This is a genomic window from Capnocytophaga endodontalis, assembly GCF_002209445.1.
GTDB lineage: Bacteria > Bacteroidota > Bacteroidia > Flavobacteriales > Flavobacteriaceae > Capnocytophaga > Capnocytophaga periodontitidis.
Genome location: NZ_CP022022.1, coordinates 216128 through 231436, shown reverse-complemented (window position 1 = coordinate 231436; position 15309 = coordinate 216128). Strand labels below are relative to the sequence as shown.

The 15309-nt window shown below is 39.5% G+C and carries 16 protein-coding genes; 15 read left to right on the top strand and 1 reads right to left on the bottom strand.

The window, feature by feature from the left end:
- The first annotated feature begins 60 nt into the window (after window positions 1-60).
- From recF to CBG49_RS01015, 12 genes are all read left to right on the top strand, one after another.
- The gene (gene recF, locus CBG49_RS01070; protein ID WP_088593005.1) at window positions 61-1143 is read left to right on the top strand and encodes a DNA replication/repair protein RecF; all 1083 of its coding nucleotides are present in this window, start codon (window positions 61-63) and stop codon (window positions 1141-1143) included.
- Window positions 1144-1249: 106 nt separating this feature from the next.
- Complete coding sequence (locus tag CBG49_RS01065) at window positions 1250-1438, top strand: addiction module protein (protein ID WP_227002926.1); 189 nt, start codon at window positions 1250-1252, stop codon at window positions 1436-1438.
- Complete coding sequence (locus tag CBG49_RS01060; RefSeq protein WP_088593003.1) at window positions 1428-1751, top strand: type II toxin-antitoxin system RelE/ParE family toxin; 324 nt, start codon at window positions 1428-1430, stop codon at window positions 1749-1751. The genes CBG49_RS01065 and CBG49_RS01060 overlap by 11 nt, the downstream gene beginning before the upstream one ends.
- Before the next feature lie 54 nt (window positions 1752-1805).
- Window positions 1806-4277, top strand: a complete 2472-nt coding sequence (locus CBG49_RS01055; RefSeq protein ID WP_088593002.1) for an O-antigen ligase family protein — start codon at window positions 1806-1808, stop codon at window positions 4275-4277.
- A gap of 9 nt (window positions 4278-4286) precedes the next feature.
- On the top strand, window positions 4287-4829 hold the full coding sequence (gene pyrR / locus CBG49_RS01050; RefSeq protein ID WP_088593001.1) for a bifunctional pyr operon transcriptional regulator/uracil phosphoribosyltransferase PyrR: 543 nt from the start codon (window positions 4287-4289) through the stop codon (window positions 4827-4829).
- Window positions 4830-4845: 16 nt separating this feature from the next.
- Entirely contained in the window at window positions 4846-5193 is a 348-nt protein-coding gene (locus tag CBG49_RS01045; RefSeq protein ID WP_009412727.1) for an SPOR domain-containing protein, read from the top strand.
- Window positions 5194-5212: 19 nt separating this feature from the next.
- Window positions 5213-6667, top strand: a complete 1455-nt coding sequence (locus CBG49_RS01040; RefSeq protein WP_088593000.1) for a sensor histidine kinase — start codon at window positions 5213-5215, stop codon at window positions 6665-6667.
- 20 nt (window positions 6668-6687) lie between these two features.
- Window positions 6688-7134 carry a copper resistance protein NlpE N-terminal domain-containing protein gene (locus tag CBG49_RS01035; protein WP_088592999.1) on the top strand — a complete coding sequence of 149 codons (447 nt, stop codon included), beginning with the start codon at window positions 6688-6690 and terminating at the stop codon, window positions 7132-7134.
- A 149-nt stretch (window positions 7135-7283) separates the two neighbouring features.
- Entirely contained in the window at window positions 7284-7892 is a 609-nt protein-coding gene (locus CBG49_RS01030; RefSeq protein WP_088592998.1) for a bifunctional nuclease family protein, read from the top strand.
- 12 nt (window positions 7893-7904) lie between these two features.
- Window positions 7905-9242 carry a NupC/NupG family nucleoside CNT transporter gene (locus CBG49_RS01025; RefSeq protein ID WP_088592997.1) on the top strand — a complete coding sequence of 446 codons (1338 nt, stop codon included), beginning with the start codon at window positions 7905-7907 and terminating at the stop codon, window positions 9240-9242.
- Between the two features lie 230 nt (window positions 9243-9472).
- Window positions 9473-10252 carry a hypothetical protein gene (locus CBG49_RS01020; RefSeq protein ID WP_009412721.1) on the top strand — a complete coding sequence of 260 codons (780 nt, stop codon included), beginning with the start codon at window positions 9473-9475 and terminating at the stop codon, window positions 10250-10252.
- A gap of 270 nt (window positions 10253-10522) precedes the next feature.
- Entirely contained in the window at window positions 10523-12703 is a 2181-nt protein-coding gene (locus tag CBG49_RS01015) for a family 65 glycosyl hydrolase domain-containing protein (protein ID WP_088592996.1), read from the top strand.
- 84 nt (window positions 12704-12787) lie between these two features.
- On the opposite strand, the gene CBG49_RS01010 is transcribed toward CBG49_RS01015, so the two are convergent.
- Window positions 12788-13576: a S24 family peptidase gene (locus CBG49_RS01010; RefSeq protein ID WP_088592995.1), complete on the bottom strand. Its 789-nt coding sequence runs from the start codon at window positions 13574-13576 to the stop codon at window positions 12788-12790.
- A 141-nt stretch (window positions 13577-13717) separates the two neighbouring features.
- Here CBG49_RS01010 and CBG49_RS01005 point away from each other — a divergent pair, with 141 nt between their 5' ends.
- From CBG49_RS01005 to CBG49_RS00995, 3 genes are all read left to right on the top strand, one after another.
- Window positions 13718-13972: a hypothetical protein gene (locus CBG49_RS01005; protein WP_088592994.1), complete on the top strand. Its 255-nt coding sequence runs from the start codon at window positions 13718-13720 to the stop codon at window positions 13970-13972.
- On the top strand, window positions 13953-14243 hold the full coding sequence (locus tag CBG49_RS01000; protein WP_088592993.1) for a type II toxin-antitoxin system RelE/ParE family toxin: 291 nt from the start codon (window positions 13953-13955) through the stop codon (window positions 14241-14243). Before CBG49_RS01005 ends, CBG49_RS01000 begins: the two co-directional genes overlap by 20 nt.
- Before the next feature lie 121 nt (window positions 14244-14364).
- The gene (locus CBG49_RS00995; RefSeq protein WP_088592992.1) at window positions 14365-15309 is read left to right on the top strand and encodes a mevalonate kinase family protein; all 945 of its coding nucleotides are present in this window, start codon (window positions 14365-14367) and stop codon (window positions 15307-15309) included.

Genomic DNA, 15309 nt, shown 5'->3' with positions numbered 1-15309 from the left:
TTTTTTGTTAGCTATTAATTGTTAATTATCAATTGTTTTGTATCTTTGCCCTTGCAAATGATGTTTCTAAAACAAATATCCGTCGTCAATTACAAGAACATACCCTCACAAACGTATGCCTTTAGCCCTACTATCAACTGTTTTGTAGGCGATAATGGCGTAGGAAAAACCAATCTCCTTGATGCTATTTATCACTTAGGAATGGCAAAGAGCTACTTCACTACAAGTGCCGTGCAGAACGTGCGTCATGGTGAGGAGTTCTACCTCATTGAGGGGCAGTTTCAGTACGAAACCCGCGAAGAACAGATTGTCTGTAGCCTCAAAAAAGGACAAAAAAAAGTAATGAAACACAACGGTAAAGCCTACGAACGCCTTGCCGACCATATAGGTAAATACCCTATGGTGATCATCTCCCCCTCCGATCGCGACTTGATAATAGAAGGTAGTGAAACCCGCCGTAAGTTTTTAGATAGCGTCATTTCGCAAACCGATAGAGCTTACTTAGAACTGCTTTTGCGTTACAACCGCACCCTCTTGCAACGCAACACCCTGCTAAAGCAAATGGCTGAAAATGGAGTATTTTCTGTAGAAACTCTCAGTATTTATGATGAGCAATTAGCCCCCTTAGGGCAGCACCTCTACGAAAAACGGCGAGCCTTTATGGAAGAGTTTTTACCTGTTTTTAGTGAGCAATACGCCTATATATCAGGAGGGAAGGAACGTGTGAATTTGCAGTACGAAAGTCAGTTACACCAGAGCGATTTAGCAACACTACTTCGCGAAAATGCCGAGCGTGATCGCAGTGCGCAATACACCACAACCGGCATTCATAAAGACGACTTGCTCTTTGAAATTGAAGGTTTCCCAATGAAAAAATACGGTAGTCAAGGGCAACAGAAGTCATTTTTGATAGCCCTAAAGCTATCACAATTTGAAGTTTTACAACAAGAATTAGGGATTACCCCCATAGTGCTTTTAGACGATATATTCGATAAACTCGATGACACTCGCGTAACCCAATTAGTGCAGTTAGTAACTCAAAAACATTTCGGACAGCTGTTCATCACCGATACCCACTCACAACGCACTGAAGCAGTCGTAAAAAGCACTGGTTTAGCCTACGAGATGATTCAAGTAACCTAAAAGTAGGGGCGTTTTGCAAACGCCCTCTAAAAACAAACTTAATATAAGAAATATCACAATTATTAATTATAAAAATATGTGCTTATTAGTTTATCCTAAAAACGAAATGCAAACAGCCGAATTGACCTCTTTATTTGAAAAAATGGGGGTAGAATTTGAGTATGAACAACCTTTTTTATCTGATTCCTTTAAAAAAGAATTGGATAAAAGAGTTATCGAAATAAAAGAAAATCCCTCTATTGGGATCCCTTTTGAAGAAGTAAAAAAGAAAATAATGCAGAAGTATGTCATTTAGTTTGATTTTTCATCCTCGAGCAGAGAAAGAATTGAATGATGTTATAGATTTCTATAATGTTTTTAGAGAAGACTTAGGGCTCGAAGCTTATAATGAAATAGTTGATTATATAGAAACATTAAAGGATTTTCCCTTCGTAGCTTCTAAAAGATATGGAGAAGTTCGTGTTTTCTTTACTAAAAAATTTCATTTTGGCATTCATTATATTGCTTTAGAAGAATTTTCGGAAGTGATTATTATAGCAATCGTTAATGCTAAACAAGAAATAAAAGCACAGCAAATATTTAATAGAATTTCTGATATGAAAAAGTAAAAAAATAATCTTATCACAATTGTTAATTATAAATCGTTAATTGTTAATTGAAATATGAAACCCAATAACAAGAAAACCTCTACTGCTGCCGTTGCAGCACAACCCCAAAACACCCCTATCAAATGGTTAGCAACTTTCTTGCTCATCGCCTATGGCTATGTAACGGTAATCACCCCTAACTGGATGGCGTTCGACTCTAACGCTACTAAATTCTACACCTTTGCAATCCTCAACTTAGTAGTGGTTGCTCTCGTGTTTTTTATCAAAGAATTTAGAGAACGCACTCAGGTGCTTTTTGGCTTCTTTACCAATAAAATAGGGATTGCCTATAGCCTCATAATGGTAATGGCATTGCTCTCTTTTTCCAAGGCTATCAATACTGAAGAAGCTATCCTTCACTTCTTCAAAATATTCACCGCTTTCTCTGCCGCGTGGATGGTCTCCGCTTTGGTAATTTACTACAAAGAAGGAATTGTTGTCTTAGCTTTAGCGATGACGATTCTGCTTTGCTATGACTTCTTAGTAGCGATGGACGGTATTAAAGGGGTCATCAAAGGCACTGCTACCGATTTGGCTATCAAAGGTTCATATTCTAATAAAAACATTTTAGCTTCAGCTATATTCATCAAGATACCTTTTGCAGTATGGCTGTTCTACTTCCGCCGAGAAAACTATTTGCGTCTCATTGGAGCTGTCGGACTTACTTTAGGTACTTTGGCGGTCTTCTTTATGAGTACCCGTACCTTCTATTTGGCTACAATCCTCACTGTGGTGATTTTTGTGATCTATGGTGCAATCGATTTTTTCATCCTCAAACGTCGTGAAACAGGAGTAAAAGTGCTGATACACGTAGGATTGGTAGTTATTGCTTTCGGTATTTTCTCATTTGTACAGAATTATTTATACCCTCAAGAAGTACGACAAAGCACTAGTTTCGGTGCCCGTTTGGCTGAGGTGGCGAACCAAGAAAACCAAAGTAACAACTTGCGTAAAACCGCTTGGGTAATCACTGCTACCGATATGATTCCTAACGACCCATTACTCGGTGTGGGTATCGGTAACTGGAAAGTGCGCTTCTTGCAGTACGAAAACTCTTATAGCCCGCATTATATCTATATGTATAAAAACCACAACGACTTCTTAGAACTCACTGCCGAAGTGGGTATTTTAGGAGGTTTGGCGTTTGTGGCTATCTTCCTCTTAGCGGCTTTCTACTTCTTCAAAGCCACTTATAAAAATAAGAATTCTGAACAAGAACAGTGGTTTTTCTTGCCACTCTTTGGGCTTTTTGCCTATTCGTTCGATGCTTTCTTCAACTTCCCTCAGGATCGCCCTGAAATCCAAGCACTCTTTGCCATCTATGTAGGGATAGCAGTTGGTTTAGCAGTGTTGTACTTTGGAAAAAACAGCAAAGAACGCAAACTTCCTACACTTGCTATTGGCTTTATAGGTGCTATAGCTGTAGTGGCAATGGTATTAGGAGTGATTGTTGAAAGAATGTACTTCGATTCCTCTAAAATACAACGAATGGTAAAAGAAGAACAACAAGGGGTACGCTCTCCTAAATCTCCTGCCGATTACCTCATACGTAACTATCCTCGTATCCCTAACCTCACCGCTGTTGCCGAACCTGTAGATGTGGAAAAAGCGCGCTACCTCATCGATGAACAAAAGTTTGATGAGGCTCGCAAAATCCTTTCCTCTATCCACTATCATCCTTACGATGCTCGCCCTGAGTATTTTATGGCAGTATCCTACTTTATGGAACCCGAAAAGAAATTAGATAGTATCTACAAATACGCTCACAAAGCCCGAATGATCAAACCTAATTTCTACGGTAGTTTGAATTTGGAAACTTTTGCACTGAACAATCTGGGTAAAGAACAAGAATCTATCAAATTGCTCAAACAGTTTTTGAGTTTAGAAAAAGATAGCATACAAAAAGAAGAACCTAAGTGGAAAAAACGTTTGAAAAGCATCTTCCACGTCGATGTTGATAGAGATGCTCGCTTGGCCAATCGCGGTGAAGTACAAGCTTGGAACTCTTTGGCATACCTATTGGAGAAAAATAACCAAATTGCTGAAGCACGCGCCGTGTTAGATACTGCTTTTGTGTATTTGCCTACCAATCAGGAAATCATCAACAATCGCAACAAAATTATTTCGCGTATGCAAGTAGAACAATTTGCTCCCCTCTACAGCGAGGCTATGCAACTCTATTTGCAACAACGATATGCCGAGGCTATCCCTGTCTTTACTAAATTCTTAGAAAAAGTACCCGCTCATATCGACGGACTTAAATACCGCGCTATTAGCTACTACAACACCCAGCAGTATCAACGCGCTATCAACGATATTGCCCAAATGGAACAACTCGGCATCGCTATAGACCCTGTGTTGAATAACTATCGCGCCTCTTGTTATTATATGTTGGGTGATAGAAACAATGCTAAAGTCTTTTTCCAAAAAGCTGCCGCCGCAGGTAATGCCGATGCACAGAAGAATTTGAATACCCTTACCTTTTAAACACGTATAATGACTATCGATAACACTTATACTAAGCAAATTATCGGTGAAAAGGAACTCCAAGTGATGCTCCACCGCCTCGCTTGTGAACTGATTGAAAACCACAACAATTTTTCCGATACAGTTTTCATTGGTATACAGCCTCGCGGCACTCACTTAGCCCAGCGTTTGGTAAAGCTCCTTACCGAGGAATACCACGTGCCTAATATTTCTTTAGGACTCTTGGATATCACTTTCTTCCGTGACGATTTTCGCCGTACGGGCAAACCCTTAGAGGCTAACTCTACCGCTATCGATTTCATCGTGGAAAACAAACGTGTGGTATTCATCGACGATGTGCTCTATACCGGCAGAAGTATCCGTGCAGCACTCAGTGCCATACAAAGCTTTGGTCGCCCCTCTCAAATAGAACTCTTAGTGCTTATCGATAGACGCTTTAGCCGTCAACTGCCTATCCAGCCCGATTACAGCGGCAAGCAGGTCGATGCTATCAACAACGAACGTGTAATCGTGAATTGGAACGACAATTCCGTTCAGGTAATTAATAAGTAAAACTTTTTTAACAAAGATGAAAAATATATTTATCACCGCTGCTTTATTGCTCACAGCCGCTACTTATGCACAAGTAACTATCAACCAAGAGAGCAATATCGCCGATGCTATGGAGTACAAAAAAGAAGTAGCCCGCAGCGAAAGTGCTTTCCAAGTGCAAATCTACAACGGTAACATCACCGAGGCAAACAAAGCCTTACTCGATGCTAAAAATAAATACAAACAATATCCTGCCTTGCTCACTTTCGAGTCACCTAATTACAAAGTGCGCATCGGTAGCTTCCGAACACGCTTAGAAGCCGAAAAAAACTTGATAGAGATTAAAAAATCCTATCCTGCTGCTTTCGTGGTTGGCTTAAAATAATCTCTAATAGGGGAACGCTATGTTCAAGAAAAACAGCCTTCGCTTCCAGATATTCCTCAGTATGACCCTCCTCGTGCTGGTGTCTTTTGCTATCTTAGCCTTAGTGATGGTCAGCCAATACAAAAAACAAGCGTTGGAATATCACGACGAACGTCTTGTCGACAAGGAAAACCAAATAAAAATGCAAATACAGTACGTGTTTTCGCAAACCACTTTCCCTGTCGAAACTCCTTATATTCCCCTTATTTTCCGTGAAGATATCTATAGCATTGCCAATATTCAAAACCTGAATTTTGCCCTCTATGACCTCGATGGAGTGTTGCTCAAAAGCTCTAAAGCCTCTCTATCCCCCGATCAAGATGCGTTTTTCATTCCACCTGCAGTACTACATCAGCTCTCAGCAACCCTCAACAAACGCTTGGTAGAACACCACGAGTTTGCAGGGCGCGGTTATCAAACTTCCTATAGTTATATCACCGATTTGCAGTTCAAGCCTATCGCTATTCTCAATATTCCTTATTTTGAGAACGATACTTTCAACGAGCGCGCTTTAGAGGGCTCGCTCTACAATTTGGCAATTGTCTATTTCTCACTCTTGGTGGTCGCACTCACGGTAGCTTACTTTATCTCTAAGTACATCACCAAATCACTCAAAACCATTGAAAACCGATTAGAGAAAACGCGCTTGCTATCGCAGAATGAAAAAATCCTCCTCAAATCAGCACCTGCTGAAATTACTGAATTGGTAAATGCCTATAACGGAATGATTGACGAGATTGAGAATAGTAAAGCTCTTTTGGCACAATCGGAACGCGAACAAGCGTGGCGCGATATGGCAAAACAAGTAGCGCACGAAATCAAAAATCCACTGACTCCTATGCGTCTTTCGGTACAGAGTTATCAGCGCAAAGCGAGCCGCGAACCTCAAACTACTGAACAAACCAACGAGTTTTGCGAATCACTCATCCAACAGATAGACATATTGAGTAATATTTCTACTGCCTTCTCGGCACTTACCAATATGCCTGCTAAAAACGATGAGGAATTCGATTTTGTGTCTGTTATCAAACGCACTTTAGATATTTTTAATTCTGATGAAATTCACTTCACCCATTCTCACGATGAGATTATAAGTGTATTCGATAAAGACCAGCTCGGTCGTGTAGTTACCAATTTGGTGAAAAATGCTCTCCAAGCTACCGAAAATGAACCTTTCCCCGCAATAGAAGTAACGCTTACTAAAAGTGAAAAAGATATTACTCTCACCGTAAAAGATAACGGTATAGGTATCGCCGATGCCGATAAAGAAAAAATATTTGAACCCAAATTCACTACCAAAACCAGCGGTAGTGGCTTAGGCTTAGCAATGGTAAAGAATATCGTGCTCTCGTACAATGGTAGCATTTCTTTTACCTCCCAAGTAGGCAAAGGCAGCGAATTTGTTGTAACATTGGTACATTTTTTGAATAAGTAACGTATTAAACATTATATTTTATGAAAAAACACATCTTTACATTAGGAGCTGCTGTGCTTTTGCTCGCCTCCTGTCAAAACAATCCTTCACAAACTGCTAACACTGTAGCAAGTGAAACTGCTACTATGATGGAGAATACTGCTGAAAAAGTAGAAGAAATGGTAACTCCTCAATTGTTAGCTACTTATGTAGGTACGCTTCCTGCTGCCGATTGCGGCGGAATGGCTACCGTTATCCATCTCTATGCCGATGACACCTATGTAAAACAAGAAAACTGTGCAAGCAAAAACTTCGAATCTAAAGAAGAAGGTAAAGTAGAACGCACTGATAAAGGTTTTACACTCGTTTCTAAAGCTGATAATCACAAATCTTTCTATATTACCAAAGGCGATAATATTGTACAAGTAGGTGAAGATGGTAAAGAACCTAAAATGGTAAAAGAATATACTCTTACCAAACAAATGTAAAACAAAATTACACTAAAACAAAGGCTATGCGATACTTTGCATAGCCTTTTTCGTGTCGTTTCAAAAAATATTTTAACAAAACTTTTGTAGTTCTCTTTTTTTATCTTACCTTTACCCCCCAATTAAAAAGTTCTTACGCTAACCTACCAATGGATTTAGTACGCCTCTTTGTCAAAAGAATATCATATAACCATTCTCAAAACGACGCTTTTGTGCTGATAATGCACGAATTAGAGTCCGATTTGAAGCTGCCTATCGTCATAGGCACCTTCGAGGCGCAAGCTATTGCTTTAGAGTTAGAGAGAAACATCATCCCACCGCGCCCCCTCACACACGACCTCTTCAAAAATTTAGCCGATACTTTCAGTATCCAAGTGCGACGCGTAGTGATTTACAAATTAGAGGAAGGCATTTTTTATTCTAATATGCTCTGTGCGCAAAATAACAAAGAACGCACTATCGATGCCCGTACCAGCGATGCTATTGCTATCGCATTGCGCTTCAACGCACCTATCTATACCTATAAAGAAATTGTAGAACGCGCAGGTATCTACATCCCTTTGCCTAACGAAGACAACAAAAAACAACCCGTGAGCCCGTCGTTAGACGATGTCGCCGACGATGAATCCCGCAATCGATATTCCAAATATTCACTTAGCGAACTTAAAAAAATGCTCAGTGAATGTGTGGAAAACGAAGATTACGAAATGGCTGCTCAAGTGAGAGACGAAATTTCAAAACGTGATAATACCTTTTAAAAACAATAATAGATGGAAGAAACAATTATGAAAGTAATCCCCAGTGAAGGATTTACAATGGAAAGCTTTGGACGTGGGGTGTTAGGAATGGTAGTGATTCTCTTTATAGCATTTCTATTTAGCAGTAACCGCCGCGCTATCAATTGGCGCACTGTAGGTATTGGCTTAACTATACAACTACTGCTCGCTATAGGTGTCCTCAAAGTAGGCTTCATTCAAAAAGCTTTTGATTTTGCTGGTAGTGTGTTCGTGTTGATATTGGATTTCACCAAAGCTGGTAGCCAGTTTCTATTGGGTAACCTGCTTGATACCAATACTTTTGGGTATATATTCGTATTCCAAGTGTTACCTACTATTATCTTCTTTTCAGCGCTCACCTCTCTCTTGTTTTACTTGGGAATTATCCAAATAGTAGTACGCGGAATGGCGTGGGCACTCTCTAAACTCCTCAATATTTCAGGAGCCGAAAGTCTTTCGGTTACAGGTAATATCTTCCTCGGTCAAACCGAAGCCCCTTTGATGATTAAGGCTTACCTCTCTAAAATGACCCGCTCCGAAATCCTCCTCGTGATGATAGGCGGTATGGCTACTGTAGCCGGTGGGGTAATGGCGGCTTATATACAATACCTCGGCGGTGATGACCCCGAAATGCGCTTGCTCTTCGCTCGTCACTTGTTAGCCGCCTCAGTAATGGCTGCTCCTGGAGCTATTGTAGTTTCCAAAATCCTCTGTCCACAAACCGAACAATTCTCTAACGATTCTCACGTATCAATGGAAAATGTAGGTTCTAACGTACTCGATGCTATCGCCAATGGTACTACCGAAGGACTCAAACTTGCTGCCAACGTAGCTGCTATGCTCCTCGTATTCGTTGCGATGATTGCGATGATCAACTATATTCTCCACTGGATGGGCTATGCTGGGGATCTCAATGGACTTATTGCTGCTAATACCCCTTATAAAGAAGGACTTTCACTTGAGATGATTCTCGGTACAATTTTCTCCCCCGTGATGTGGCTCATCGGGATTGCCAAAGAAGATGTGATGCTAATGGGGCAATTGCTCGGGGTAAAACTCGCTTCTTCAGAGTTTGTAGCCTACACTCAATTAGGTATCCTCAAAGATATGGCGAGTCAGCCTCACTTGATGTACAACAAATCAATAATGATAGCTACCTATATGCTCTGTGGTTTTGCCAATTTTGCCTCTATAGGTATCCAGATAGGCGGTATAGGCGCTTTAGCTCCTAACCAACGCAAAACCCTTTCAGAATTCGGACTCAAAGCAGTACTTGGCGGTTCGTTAGCCTCCCTAATGTCAGCCACTATCGCCGGAATGATAATAGGATAATTAAAAAATAATCAATGTGGCTCTCCAAAAAGCCTCGAAATCGCATTTGCGTCGCTACACTTTTCCAAACTCCTTGGATTTTGACAAAGTCTTAAAAATCTGATAATCAATCGCTTTTAGAGTATGTTATGTACGGGCGTTTTGCAAACGCCTACGCAAATAAAACTTTTTAGACAGCACCTCTATTTATTCGTAACCTATTTTTGTTTAACTATAAATATTAAAGATGTATGGTAAAGTTTATATTATTTTTCTTGTTATTGATTTCTTGTGAGAATAGAAAACAAATAAAAGAAGATTCAGTAATAAATATTGCAAAAGAGGAAAAAGAAAATAAAGAATTACAAACGTTCTTAAACTTAAAAAATAAAGATACAATAAGAGAAAAGTTTGATTTTGAACTGTTTGAAAAAGTAAAAAAGGTTTCAGAAGGCGTGTATGTAAAGCCTAACGGAGATATGGTTGTATCAATGAATTGGTATGAAGGAGGAGATGCTTCTGATAAGTTCCTTGGAGGGTATATTCGTGAGATTATAGGGAAACCTCCCTATATTACTGTATTAAAAGAGTTTTATATTGATGGTTATATCAAAGAAAAAAAGACTTTTTTAGGTCAGTATTTACCAATCGGCATATCGGAGTATTATGATAAATACGGCAAATTAACTCAGGTTAATGAAGAAAATAGATATGGGAAGATAAAACCTGCTGATGTTTTAAAGTTCATAGAAAAGCAAGGAGTTATCAATTTAAAAACGGGAAAAGGATTTTTTGTAGGCGACCCTCTAAATGCTGAGTTAAGTTTTAATATTAGCTACGGAAAACCACGAGATACTACTACTGAAAACGATTATTATATAATAGGATTAAAATATAAAGGCGGAGAAGCAGAAACTGATCCTTCAGGAGGAGAACCCCCTAGTGCAAGTGATCTTATCTATTATATGAATAGCAAAACAGGAAGAGTTTACACACAGAAGGAATTTCTTAGTAAAGAAGAAAAAAACTAAAACCACCGCCTTTTATATCTTGAGAATAAACTTTGGTAAAGTTTCTTTTCCGTCATAAGATTTGTCAAAGTCAAAAACTTTATAAAGTCTATAAATTTGATAATCAATTACTTTTAGGGTATGTTATGTACGGGCGTTTTGCAAACGCCCACGCAAATAAAACTTTTTAGACAGCATCTCTTATTGGTAACCTATTTTTGTTCAACTATAAAAAATAGATTTCAATTCTCCAAAAACCCTATTCCCTAACCCCTGAAACCTAAATAAAAAATGAACACTTGGAACATCATCATTGAGGGCTTTAATAAAGCCGATATTACCAAACACGAAAGTATTTTCAGCCTCGGTAATGGGGCTATGGGAATGCGTGCCAACTTTGAAGAAGATTACACGGGCGACACCCTGCAAGGTAGTTACATCGGTGGGGTCTATTACCCCGATAAAACCCGAGTAGGCTGGTGGAAAAACGGCTATCCCGAGTACTTTGCCAAAGTGCTCAACGCCCCCAGTTGGATAGGGTTACACATCAAAATCAACGGGAAATTATTAGATTTGAACACTTGCCTCGAAGTGAAAAACTTCCGCCGCCAACTCAATATGAAAGAAGGTTGGTATGAGCGTTCATTCACTGCTATGCTCCCCAATCAGCAAGAAATACAAGTAAAAGTCTTGCGTTTCCTCTCCTTGCGCTACGATGAACTCGGTGCTCTGCGCTACGAAATCACCCCCCTCACTACCGAGACTACTATAGAAATAGAAAGTTACTTAGATAGCGGTATCAAAAATAGTGATGCCAATTGGGATGAGCGTTTTTGGAATACTTTGGATGTAGGAGTAGTGCAGAATTATTATGCTTATATCACTGCCGAAACTAAAAAAACAAGGTTTAAAGTGCATACTTTTATGCATAATACACTTCGTTTATTAGGAGATCAACCACATTTTTTTTCTCCTTCTAAAGAAAATAAAAAAGATAACTATGTGGGGTTACAATATGAAGTGTCAGTGCCAGCAGGAAAAACTATTCGTTTGGATAAGTTTGGTGGGTATATTATAAGCAAAGGAGAAGAATTTAGGGTCTCGCCTAATGGTCTAACAATGTATGAGCGTGAGAAGTATATAGGTTATACTTTAACCGAAAGGCCTAATGCTTTTGATTTTCTACTAAAGATGCAAAAAAAGGATTGGGCTGCTATTTGGGAAACCTCGGATATTGTGATTGAAGGTGATGAAAAAGCCCAACAAGGCATCCGCTTTAATATCTTCCAACTCAACCAAACCTATTCTGGCAAATATGCACACCTCAATATAGGACCTAAGGGCTTTACGGGCGAAAAGTATGGCGGTAGCACCTATTGGGATACCGAAGCCTATTGCCTGCCTTTTTATATGGCGACCAAAGGCGCTGAAGTAGCCCGCAACCTACTGATGTACCGCTACAATCAGCTGGATAAAGCGATTGAAAATGCCAAAAAGCTCGGTTTTACGGGTGGTGCAGCGCTATATCCTATGGTAACGATGAACGGCGAAGAGTGCCATAACGAGTGGGAAATCACCTTTGAAGAAATCCACCGCAATGGGGCGATTGCCTTTGCAATTTATAACTATACCCGCTATACCGGTGATGAGTCCTACCTCAAAGACTATGGAATAGAAGTGCTTATTGCTATTGCGCGTTTTTGGGCACAGAGAGTCTCTTTTTCTAAAGAGAAACAAAAATATGTAATCTTAGGCGTTACAGGCCCTAATGAGTACGAAAACAATATAAACAACAATTTTTATACAAATTACCTCGCCTCTTGGTGTCTGCGCTATGCTGCTGAGCAGGTAATAACATTGCAAAAAGAAGGTATTACAAAAGAAGAAACACAACAATGGCTACATATAGCCCAAAATATCTATTTCCCTTATAGCGAAAAGTATGGAGTATATTTGCAACAAGACGGATTTTTGGATAAAGACCTCAAACCTGTGAGTGCTATTCCTGCTGGGGAGCGCCCGCTCAACCAACATTGGTCGTGGGATAGAATCCTCCGTTCACCTTACATCAAGCAAGCCGACACACTACAAGGTTTCTATTTCTTTGAAGACCATTTTAGCAAAGAAGAACTCCAAAGGCACTACGAGTTTTACGAACCTTTCACGGTACACGAGTCCTCTTTATCACCTTGTGTACACAGTGTATTGGCTTCTGCCTTAGGTAAAACCGATGAGGCTTATACACTCTATCTCCGCACCGCCCGCCTCGATTTAGACGACTACAATAAAGAAGTTCACGAGGGATTACACATCACCTCAATGGCAGGTACTTGGCTCAGCATCGTCGAAGGATTTGCCGGTATGCGTGTAAAGAGCGGAAAATTACACTTTACCCCCCGCCTGCCCAAACACTGGAAAAGCCTTTCCTTTAAAGTTATTTTCCAAGGAGAAATCAAAGAGATAAAATTGTAATCATTTTATGTAGGGGTGTTTTGCAAACATCCACACAAATTGTTACTCACATACCCAGCTACACCAACTCGCAGGCTTTGTCTGTTACCTGTCACCTTGAATATCAATAATCCGCAGATGCTGTACTTCTTCTTTGAGATGTGCTACATCGGCTTCTAATGAGGCTATTTTCTGATAGTTAGTAACAGGGTCGAGAAACTCAAACGAAAGGTGCATCTTGCATTCCCAAATCTCTTTGATATCCTCTGCTGCTACCGATAGATGTGGAAAATCCCGATTGTCGGATTTACAATAGAGTGTTCCGTATTTTTCAAGGGTATTAGTAACGCGTTTTACGATAATCCCATCGTTTTGTGTTACTACCACGCACACCCTATTGCTGCTCAGTGCGAGCCAATCATCTACAAAGCGCCCTACCACATAACTGCTGTCCTGCAGGGTAGGGTACATTGAGAGTCCTTTTACCTGAAACATCCTATAAGTGCCATTGGTCATATTTGGCAAGCTGTAAGTAGGTAGTGATTCGATAAAAGTAACATCGTCGTAACCAGTGAGGTAACCCGCTTGTGCGCGTATAGGCACTAACGGAATACGCTCGTTATCGGCATCGTCAACCACTACTACTTTAGGCATCAACAATTTATTAGTTTTAGTCAAAGGTAAAGCAGGTTTGAGCATCTCACCTTTGCCCGTAATCAGCCATTCCAAACTCAGCTGAGGATACTTCTCTACCAGCGTATTGAGCTTGTCAATCCCTATATTTTTGGAAATACTATTCACATAGCCGTTAGAGACCTCTATCGTCTTTTCAAAAGCCGAAATAGAGAGCCGCTCGTGATCTATAAATTTTTTGATACGGTCTTTTACATTCATAATCAGTGAGAAAGATAAACAACTTTAAAGAAATTCTCTAAAATCACGGCAAAGATAAGAGGAAATTAGCAAATTAGCAAATTTGGAAATTAGCAAATTATTTGTACCTTTGCGGTTGTGTAGCCTAAAATAAAAAATTAAATGAACACATTACAACATCAGTTTTTAACAGATTATCAAGGAGTACCATTGTCAGTGGTGCTGCCTATTAGTGAATATAATGATTTAATGCATCTTGCTACTTTGTATTCAGAAACTGAAGAAGAGGTACATTTTTCAGAAGAAGAATTGAAAAGTATAGAAATCTCTCATCAACAAGCTAAAGAAGGAAAAACTATTAGCAGTGTCGAACTACACCAAAGATTAAGAGCTAAATATGGAAATACGATGGACTGAAGAGGCTATTAAAAACTTAGAAAATACTCTTGATTTTTGGGATAAACACAATTATAGCAATGTTTATTCCAATAAAATTATAAGTGAGTTAAAACAAGTAGAGTTGGCTATAGCAGAAAATCCTTATTTTTTGACTAAATTTATAGAAAGTGTGAAATTGTATCAGCGACATTTTCTAAAGGGAAAGTTTTCACTTTATTATGATATTATAGAGGAAGAAAATATAGTGCTAGTTAAGTTTTTCCGTAGCTGTTCTCAAAAACCTTTGTAAAAACCTAATATTACAAAAAACTTTTCTCCCTCAAAAACAACCAGCATATCCTAAAAATATATATCTTTGCACTCTCTTTAAATACTATAACAACTTTTCACTATTCACTTTTCACTGAAAAATGAAACCTTTTTATTCTAAAATACTCCTCTTTGGTGAGTATGGTATTATTAAAAATTCTAAAGGACTCGCTATCCCTTATAACTTCTATAAAGGGACTCTAAAAATGCTATCCGATGTACAGGATGGTAAAGAAACTACTGCCAAAAAATCAAACGAAGCACTTCGCGAATTTGCTTCTTATCTACAAACGATTACCGAAGAAGAAAATCCTATCGTCCGCTTTAATATAGAAAAACTCAATGCCGATATCGCTGCCGGTATGTACTTTGATAGCAGTATTCCACAAGGCTATGGGGTAGGCAGCAGCGGAGCTTTGGTAGCTGCCATTTACAGCGAATACGCTATCGACCCCATCAGTGCGATGGATAATCTCACTCGTGAAAAACTACTACAACTCAAAGCGATTTTCGGACGTATGGAATCCTTCTTCCACGGCACTTCCTCTGGCTTAGACCCCCTCAATAGTTATCTCAGCTTGCCCATACTCATCAATTCACACGACCACATCGAGCCTACTGGCATTCCCTCCCAAACTCCTAATGGCAAAGGTGCTGTTTTTTTGCTCGATAGTGGTGTGATAGGCGAAACTGCTCCAATGGTGCGTATCTTTATGGAGAATATGAAGAATGAAGCCTTCCAAAAAATGCTCAAAGAGGAATTTATCAAATATACCGATGCTTGTATCGACGATTTCCTCAAAGGGCGTTTCAAATCACTTTTTGCCAATATCAAAAGCCTATCGGGGGTTGTACTCAATCACTTCAAACCGATGATACCTAAAGAGTTCCACACCCTTTGGAAACAAGGTATCGATACGGGTGATTATTTCCTAAAACTCTGCGGATCAGGGGGAGGAGGTTATATCTTAGGATTTACTGAAGACTTAGAGAAAGCCAAACGCGCTCTCGGCAACCATAAATTAGAAGTAGTATATCAATTTTAA

Bases quoted from the DNA above. Each gene is read 5' to 3' on its own strand.
- recF (WP_088593005.1), top strand. From the start codon at position 61: ATGTTTCTAAAACAAATATCCGTCGTCAATTACAAGAACATACCCTCA.
- CBG49_RS01065 (WP_227002926.1), top strand. From the start codon at position 1,250: ATGCAAACAGCCGAATTGACCTCTTTATTTGAAAAAATGGGGGTAGAA.
- CBG49_RS01060 (WP_088593003.1), top strand. From the start codon at position 1,428: ATGTCATTTAGTTTGATTTTTCATCCTCGAGCAGAGAAAGAATTGAAT.
- CBG49_RS01055 (WP_088593002.1), top strand. From the start codon at position 1,806: ATGAAACCCAATAACAAGAAAACCTCTACTGCTGCCGTTGCAGCACAA.
- pyrR (WP_088593001.1), top strand. From the start codon at position 4,287: ATGACTATCGATAACACTTATACTAAGCAAATTATCGGTGAAAAGGAA.
- CBG49_RS01045 (WP_009412727.1), top strand. From the start codon at position 4,846: ATGAAAAATATATTTATCACCGCTGCTTTATTGCTCACAGCCGCTACT.
- CBG49_RS01040 (WP_088593000.1), top strand. From the start codon at position 5,213: ATGTTCAAGAAAAACAGCCTTCGCTTCCAGATATTCCTCAGTATGACC.
- CBG49_RS01035 (WP_088592999.1), top strand. From the start codon at position 6,688: ATGAAAAAACACATCTTTACATTAGGAGCTGCTGTGCTTTTGCTCGCC.
- CBG49_RS01030 (WP_088592998.1), top strand. From the start codon at position 7,284: ATGGATTTAGTACGCCTCTTTGTCAAAAGAATATCATATAACCATTCT.
- CBG49_RS01025 (WP_088592997.1), top strand. From the start codon at position 7,905: ATGGAAGAAACAATTATGAAAGTAATCCCCAGTGAAGGATTTACAATG.
- CBG49_RS01020 (WP_009412721.1), top strand. From the start codon at position 9,473: ATGGTAAAGTTTATATTATTTTTCTTGTTATTGATTTCTTGTGAGAAT.
- CBG49_RS01015 (WP_088592996.1), top strand. From the start codon at position 10,523: ATGAACACTTGGAACATCATCATTGAGGGCTTTAATAAAGCCGATATT.
- CBG49_RS01010 (WP_088592995.1), bottom strand. From the start codon at position 13,576: ATGAATGTAAAAGACCGTATCAAAAAATTTATAGATCACGAGCGGCTC.
- CBG49_RS01005 (WP_088592994.1), top strand. From the start codon at position 13,718: ATGAACACATTACAACATCAGTTTTTAACAGATTATCAAGGAGTACCA.
- CBG49_RS01000 (WP_088592993.1), top strand. From the start codon at position 13,953: ATGGAAATACGATGGACTGAAGAGGCTATTAAAAACTTAGAAAATACT.
- CBG49_RS00995 (WP_088592992.1), top strand. From the start codon at position 14,365: ATGAAACCTTTTTATTCTAAAATACTCCTCTTTGGTGAGTATGGTATT.